This window comes from Mucilaginibacter sp. UR6-1, from assembly GCF_020880975.1.
Classification (GTDB): domain Bacteria; phylum Bacteroidota; class Bacteroidia; order Sphingobacteriales; family Sphingobacteriaceae; genus Mucilaginibacter.
This window is the reverse complement of record NZ_JAJIWP010000010.1, coordinates 1-5807: the sequence shown is the minus strand read 5'-3', so window position 1 is coordinate 5807 and position 5807 is coordinate 1. Positions and strand designations below refer to the sequence as shown.

Sequence of the window (5807 nt, the reverse complement as noted above, 5' to 3'; positions counted from 1 at the left end):
CTGAAGGGGGCTGATTGTAAAGTTTGGCACCGACCTACTCTCCCACGTTTTACCGCAGTACCATCGGCTCTGGCGGGCTTAACTTCTCTGTTCGGAATGGGAAGAGGTGGACACCGCCGATATAGGCACCTGAAGATCTTTTAGTGAGGTGAAGGGGTAAAAGGGAAAGCTTAAAGGTTTCTATACCTCTGCCTTTATCCTTTTGCCTTTCGGCCTTACTATGACATATTATTGAAAGAAGTCATTGAAAAACGTGAGAAGACAACAATAATTCTGTTGCTTGAGAAAGCTTCGGGCTATTAGTATTACTTGGCTATGATGTCACCACCTTTACACCTGTAACCTATCAACGTGATAGTCTGTCACGACCCTATAAGGAAGTCTCATCTCGTGGCTAGTTTCGCACTTAGATGCTTTCAGCGCTTATCTATTCCCAACGTAGCTACTCTGCAGTACAGCTGGCGCCATAACAGATTCACCAGAGGTTAGTCCAACCCGGTCCTCTCGTACTAAGGTCAGCCCCACTCAAACTTCCAACGCCCACAACAGATAGGGACCGAACTGTCTCGCGACGTTCTGAACCCAGCTCGCGTGCCACTTTAATGAGCGAACAGCTCAACCCTTGGGACCTTCTCCAGCCCCAGGATGTGACGAGCCGACATCGAGGTGCCAAACCTCCCCGTCGATATGAGCTCTTGGGGGAGATCAGCCTGTTATCCCCAGCGTACCTTTTATCCTTTGAGCGATGGCCCTTCCATGCAGAACCACCGGATCACTATATCCGTCTTTCGACCCTGCTCGGCTTGTCTGCCTCACAGTCAAGCAAGCTTATGCTATTGCACTCCGCGTACGGTTACCAAGCGTACTGAGCTTACCTTTGAAAGCCTCCGTTACCTTTTTGGAGGCGACCACCCCAGTCAAACTACCCGCCAAACAATGTCCTCCACATTGTAGAGTTAGACACCAAATACAGAAAGGGTGGTATTTCAACGTTGGCTCCACAAGTCCTGGCGAACCTGCTTCAAAGCCTCCCACCTATCCTACACATCCTGTATCCGATATCAATGTTAAGTTGTAGTGAAGGTGCATGGGGTCTTTCCGTCCCGTTGCGGGTAACCGGCGTCTTCACCGATACCACAATTTCACCGAGCTCATGGCTGAGACAGCGCCCAGATCGTTACACCATTCGTGCAGGTCGGAACTTACCCGACAAGGAATTTCGCTACCTTAGGACCGTTATAGTTACGGCCGCCGTTTACCGGGGCTTCGATTCAATGCTTCGCCTTGCGACTAACATCCCCTCTTAACCTTCCGGCACCGGGCAGGTGTCAGGCCTTATACGTCATCTTGCGATTTTGCAAAGCCATGTGTTTTTGTTAAACAGTCGCCTGGGCCTTTTCACTGCGGCTGACATTGCTGCCAGCGCCCCTTCTCCCGAAGTTACAGGGCCATTTTGCCGAGTTCCTTAGCCATGATTCACTCGAGCACCTTAGGATTCTCTCCTCGACTACCTGTGTCGGTTTACGGTACGGGTTTTTATAACCTGAAGCTTAGCGGGTTTTCTTGGAAGTCTGATTACCTGAACTATCCCATCCCCCGAAGGTTCCGAGTACTATCAGCTTTCAGCAAGAGATGCGTACTTTACTACATCCCCTATACCTACGGCCTTTAACGAACTATTCCGTCAGTTCGCGTCAGTGTCACTACTCCGTCACCGCATCGCAGTTATAAAAAGTACTGGAATATTAACCAGTTGTCCATCGGCTGCGCCTTTCGGCTTCACCTTAGGCCCCGACTAACCCTGATCCGATTAGCGTTGATCAGGAAACCTTAGTCTTTCGGTGGGCGGGTTTCTCTCCCGCCTTATCGTTACTTATGCCTACATTTGCTTTTCTGCCCTCTCCACAGTCACTTACGTTCCTGCTTCGCCGATGGCAGAATGCTCCCCTACCAGTGTATATAAATATACAATCCATAGCTTCGGTATACTATTTAATGCCCGTTTATTATCCATGCCCGACCGCTCGACTAGTGAGCTGTTACGCACTCTTTAAATGAATGGCTGCTTCCAAGCCAACATCCTAGCTGTCTGTGCAGTCGGACCTCGTTAGTTCAACTTAATAGTAATTTGGGGACCTTAGCTGATGGTCTGGGTTCTTTCCCTCTCGGCCATGGACCTTAGCACCCATAGCCTCACTCCAGCGTATATTATCAAGCATTCGGAGTTTATCTGGATTTGGTAGGATTTGACTCCCCCGCACCCAATTAGTAGCTCTACCTCTTAATAACTTTACCGCCAGGCTGTTCCTAAAAACATTTCGGGGAGTACGAGCTATTTCCCAGTTTGATTAGCCTTTCACCCCTACCCACAAATCATCCGGAAACTTTTCAACGTTTATCGGTTCGGTCCTCCAGTACCTGTTACGGCACCTTCAACCTGTCCATGGGTAGATCACAAGGTTTCGCGTCTACCTCCTCTGACTGCACGCCCTATTCAGACTCGCTTTCGCTTCGGATCCGTGCCTTAAACACTTAACCTTGCCAGAGAAGAGTAACTCGTAGGCTCATTATGCAAAAGGCACGCCGTCACCCCCTAAAGGGCTCCGACCGCTTGTAAGCACACGGTTTCAGGTTCTATTTCACTCCCCTGTTCGGGGTTCTTTTCACCTTTCCCTCACGGTACTGGTTCACTATCGGTCTCTCAGGAGTATTTAGCCTTACCGGATGGTGCCGGCAAATTCCTACAAGGCGTCTCCGACCTCGCAGTACTCAGGATACCACTATCATATTATTACTTACCCGTACGCAGCTCTCATGCTCTATGGCCGGGTTTCCCACCCCGTTCCGGTTCATTTTAATACTCATGTTGTGGTCCTACTACCCCGTATATGCCGTAACATATATGGTTTGGGCTTCTTCCATTTCGCTCGCCACTACTCTGGAAATCACTGTTGTTTTCTCTTCCTCTGCTTACTTAGATGTTTCAGTTCAGCAGGTTAGCGCTATTGCATCTATTCTTCAAATAGATAGGTTTCCCCATTCGGAAATCCGCGGATTAATTCATATTTGCTAATCCCCGCGGCTTATCGCAGCTTATCACGTCCTTCATCGCCTCTGAGAGCCTAGGCATCCCCCGTGTGCCCTTTCTTACTTTCTTCTACTCATGCGCCTTTTGCGCCGCATGGTATGCTTTTTTGGTAATCTTTTTCGTCAATAGTCAGTGGTCAATAGTCATTGCTGACTGCTCACTGCTAACTGTCAACTTAAAGACTCCCTATTGTTGTCTTCTCGTTTTTTCAATTACTTCTTCCAATATGTCAAAGAACGTTTGCAGATGTGCAGATTTCAGATGTGTGGATGTGCAGATTATTCATCTGCATATTTGCATATCTTCTCATTTGCATATCCGGCTTCGTGGAGAATAACGGATTCGAACCGTTGACCCCCTGCGTGCAAGGCAGGTGCTCTAGCCAGCTGAGCTAATCCCCCTGGTTGATTAATGCCTGATTGATTTAATTATTGATTTACTGATTCTTTCAATCAATAATTCTATAATTCAATCCCTCCTTCATTGCCTTCCATGTAGTCCCGAGCAGATTTGAACTGCTGACCCCTACATTATCAGTGTAGTGCTCTAACCAAACTGAGCTACGGGACTATTATTAGTTTGCAGTTACCAGCGTGCAGTTTTCAGATTAAACTGCTTACTGCCTACTGCTGACCGCCAACTGTGTCCTGTAATTCCTGGTTACAGTCACCCTGATGGCTTCATCTTCCGGGTTATCTTTTGTTTTTTTATCAAAGAAAAATAAATCATGTGCATAGCAGTTTCTGCCCCTTTCATTTCTATGGGATACTGCTCCAGAAAGGAGGTATTCCAGCCACACCTTCCGGTACGGCTACCTTGTTACGACTTAGCCCCAGTTATCGGTTTTACCCTAGACGGCTCCTTGCGGTTACCGGCTTCAGGCACCCCCAACTTCCATGGCTTGACGGGCGGTGTGTACAAGGCCCGGGAACGTATTCACCGCGTCATTGCTGATACGCGATTACTAGCGAATCCAACTTCACGGGGTCGAGTTGCAGACCCCGATCCGAACTGTGAATGGCTTTACGAGATTGGCATCCTGTTGCCAGGTAGCTGCCCGCTGTACCATCCATTGTAGCACGTGTGTAGCCCCGGACGTAAGGGCCATGATGACTTGACGTCGTCCCCTCCTTCCTCTCTATTTGCATAGGCAGTCTGTTTAGAGTCCCCATCATTACATGCTGGCAACTAAACATAGGGGTTGCGCTCGTTGCGGGACTTAACCCAACACCTCACGGCACGAGCTGACGACAGCCATGCAGCACCTAGTTTCGTGTCCCGAAGGACTGAGACGTCTCTGTCTCATTCACTAACTTTCAAGCCCGGGTAAGGTTCCTCGCGTATCATCGAATTAAACCACATGCTCCTCCGCTTGTGCGGGCCCCCGTCAATTCCTTTGAGTTTCACCCTTGCGGGCGTACTCCCCAGGTGGAACACTTAACGCTTTCGCTTAGACGCTGACCGTATATCGCCAACATCGAGTGTTCATCGTTTAGGGCGTGGACTACCAGGGTATCTAATCCTGTTTGATCCCCACGCTTTCGTGCCTCAGCGTCAATCACACTTTAGTAAGCTGCCTTCGCAATTGGTGTTCTGTGACATATCTATGCATTTCACCGCTACTTGTCACATTCCGCCTACTTCAAGTGCATTCAAGCTCTTCAGTATCAAAGGCACTGCGACAGTTGAGCTGCCGTCTTTCACCCCTGACTTAAAAAGCCGCCTACGCACCCTTTAAACCCAATAAATCCGGATAACGCTCGGATCCTCCGTATTACCGCGGCTGCTGGCACGGAGTTAGCCGATCCTTATTCTTACGGTACATTCAGCCCTCTACACGTAGAGGGGTTTATTCCCGTACAAAAGCAGTTTACAACCCGTAGGGCCGTCTTCCTGCACGCGGCATGGCTGGTTCAGGCTTGCGCCCATTGACCAATATTCCTTACTGCTGCCTCCCGTAGGAGTCTGGTCCGTGTCTCAGTACCAGTGTGGGGGGTCATCCTCTCAGATCCCCTAAACATCGTCGCCTTGGTAAGCCGTTACCTTACCAACTAGCTAATGTTCCGCATGCCCATCTTTACCCTATAAATATTTGATCAAACTATGATGCCATAGCTCAATTTTATGCGGTGTTAATCTCTCTTTCGAGAGGCTATCCCCCTGGTAAAGGTAGGTTGCATACGTGTTACGCACCCGTGCGCCACTCTCATGGAAAGCAAGCTCTCCAATCCCGTCCGACTTGCATGTATTAGGCCTGCCGCTAGCGTTCATCCTGAGCCAGGATCAAACTCTCCATTGTATAATGTTTTGTTTGTTTTACCTGACCCTATTAACTCAATCAATAGAATCTGTAAATAATAATATCTTTTACAGTATCCCCCTTGAAAACTTTATTGGTTCTCTTTTCAACCAGAACTGGTTGTTTCATTGACAGTACTACTTTACTATTCCGGCTTTGCTCCAGGCTTGCACCTTTACGCTTTCCCCTTATTAAAGTAGCCCGCTACGCTACATGATTATCTTTTCTTTAAAGAACTTTATCGCCTCCCTTCACAGTTCGGCTTTTATGTTTTACTTACCATTGCGGTAAGCTAACTTTTCAATCTTTTTATCCCCGGAATTCGCTTCCGGTTATTCCCTCGTTTTGGGTCTGCAAAGGTAGAAAACCTTTTCTCTTTTCCAAAATAAAAAATTTATTTTTTTTACCCCGGTGCAAACT

2 tRNA genes and 3 rRNA genes are annotated in these 5807 nt (G+C 48.2%); all 5 read right to left on the bottom strand.

The features are described 5' to 3' along the window. Positions 1-21 precede the first annotated feature (21 nt). Positions 22-133, bottom strand: a 5S ribosomal RNA gene (gene rrf, locus LJ707_RS20250). Between the two features lie 147 nt (positions 134-280). Next, positions 281-3157 (bottom strand): 23S ribosomal RNA (locus LJ707_RS20245). A 258-nt stretch (positions 3158-3415) separates the two neighbouring features. Further along, positions 3416-3489, bottom strand: a tRNA-Ala gene (locus tag LJ707_RS20240). A 94-nt stretch (positions 3490-3583) separates the two neighbouring features. Continuing rightward, positions 3584-3658, bottom strand: a tRNA-Ile gene (locus tag LJ707_RS20235). A 207-nt stretch (positions 3659-3865) separates the two neighbouring features. Further along, a 16S ribosomal RNA gene (locus LJ707_RS20230) occupies positions 3866-5387 on the bottom strand. The 16S, 23S and 5S rRNA genes sit together here with 2 tRNA genes alongside, the layout of an rRNA operon. Positions 5388-5807: the final 420 nt, after the last annotated feature.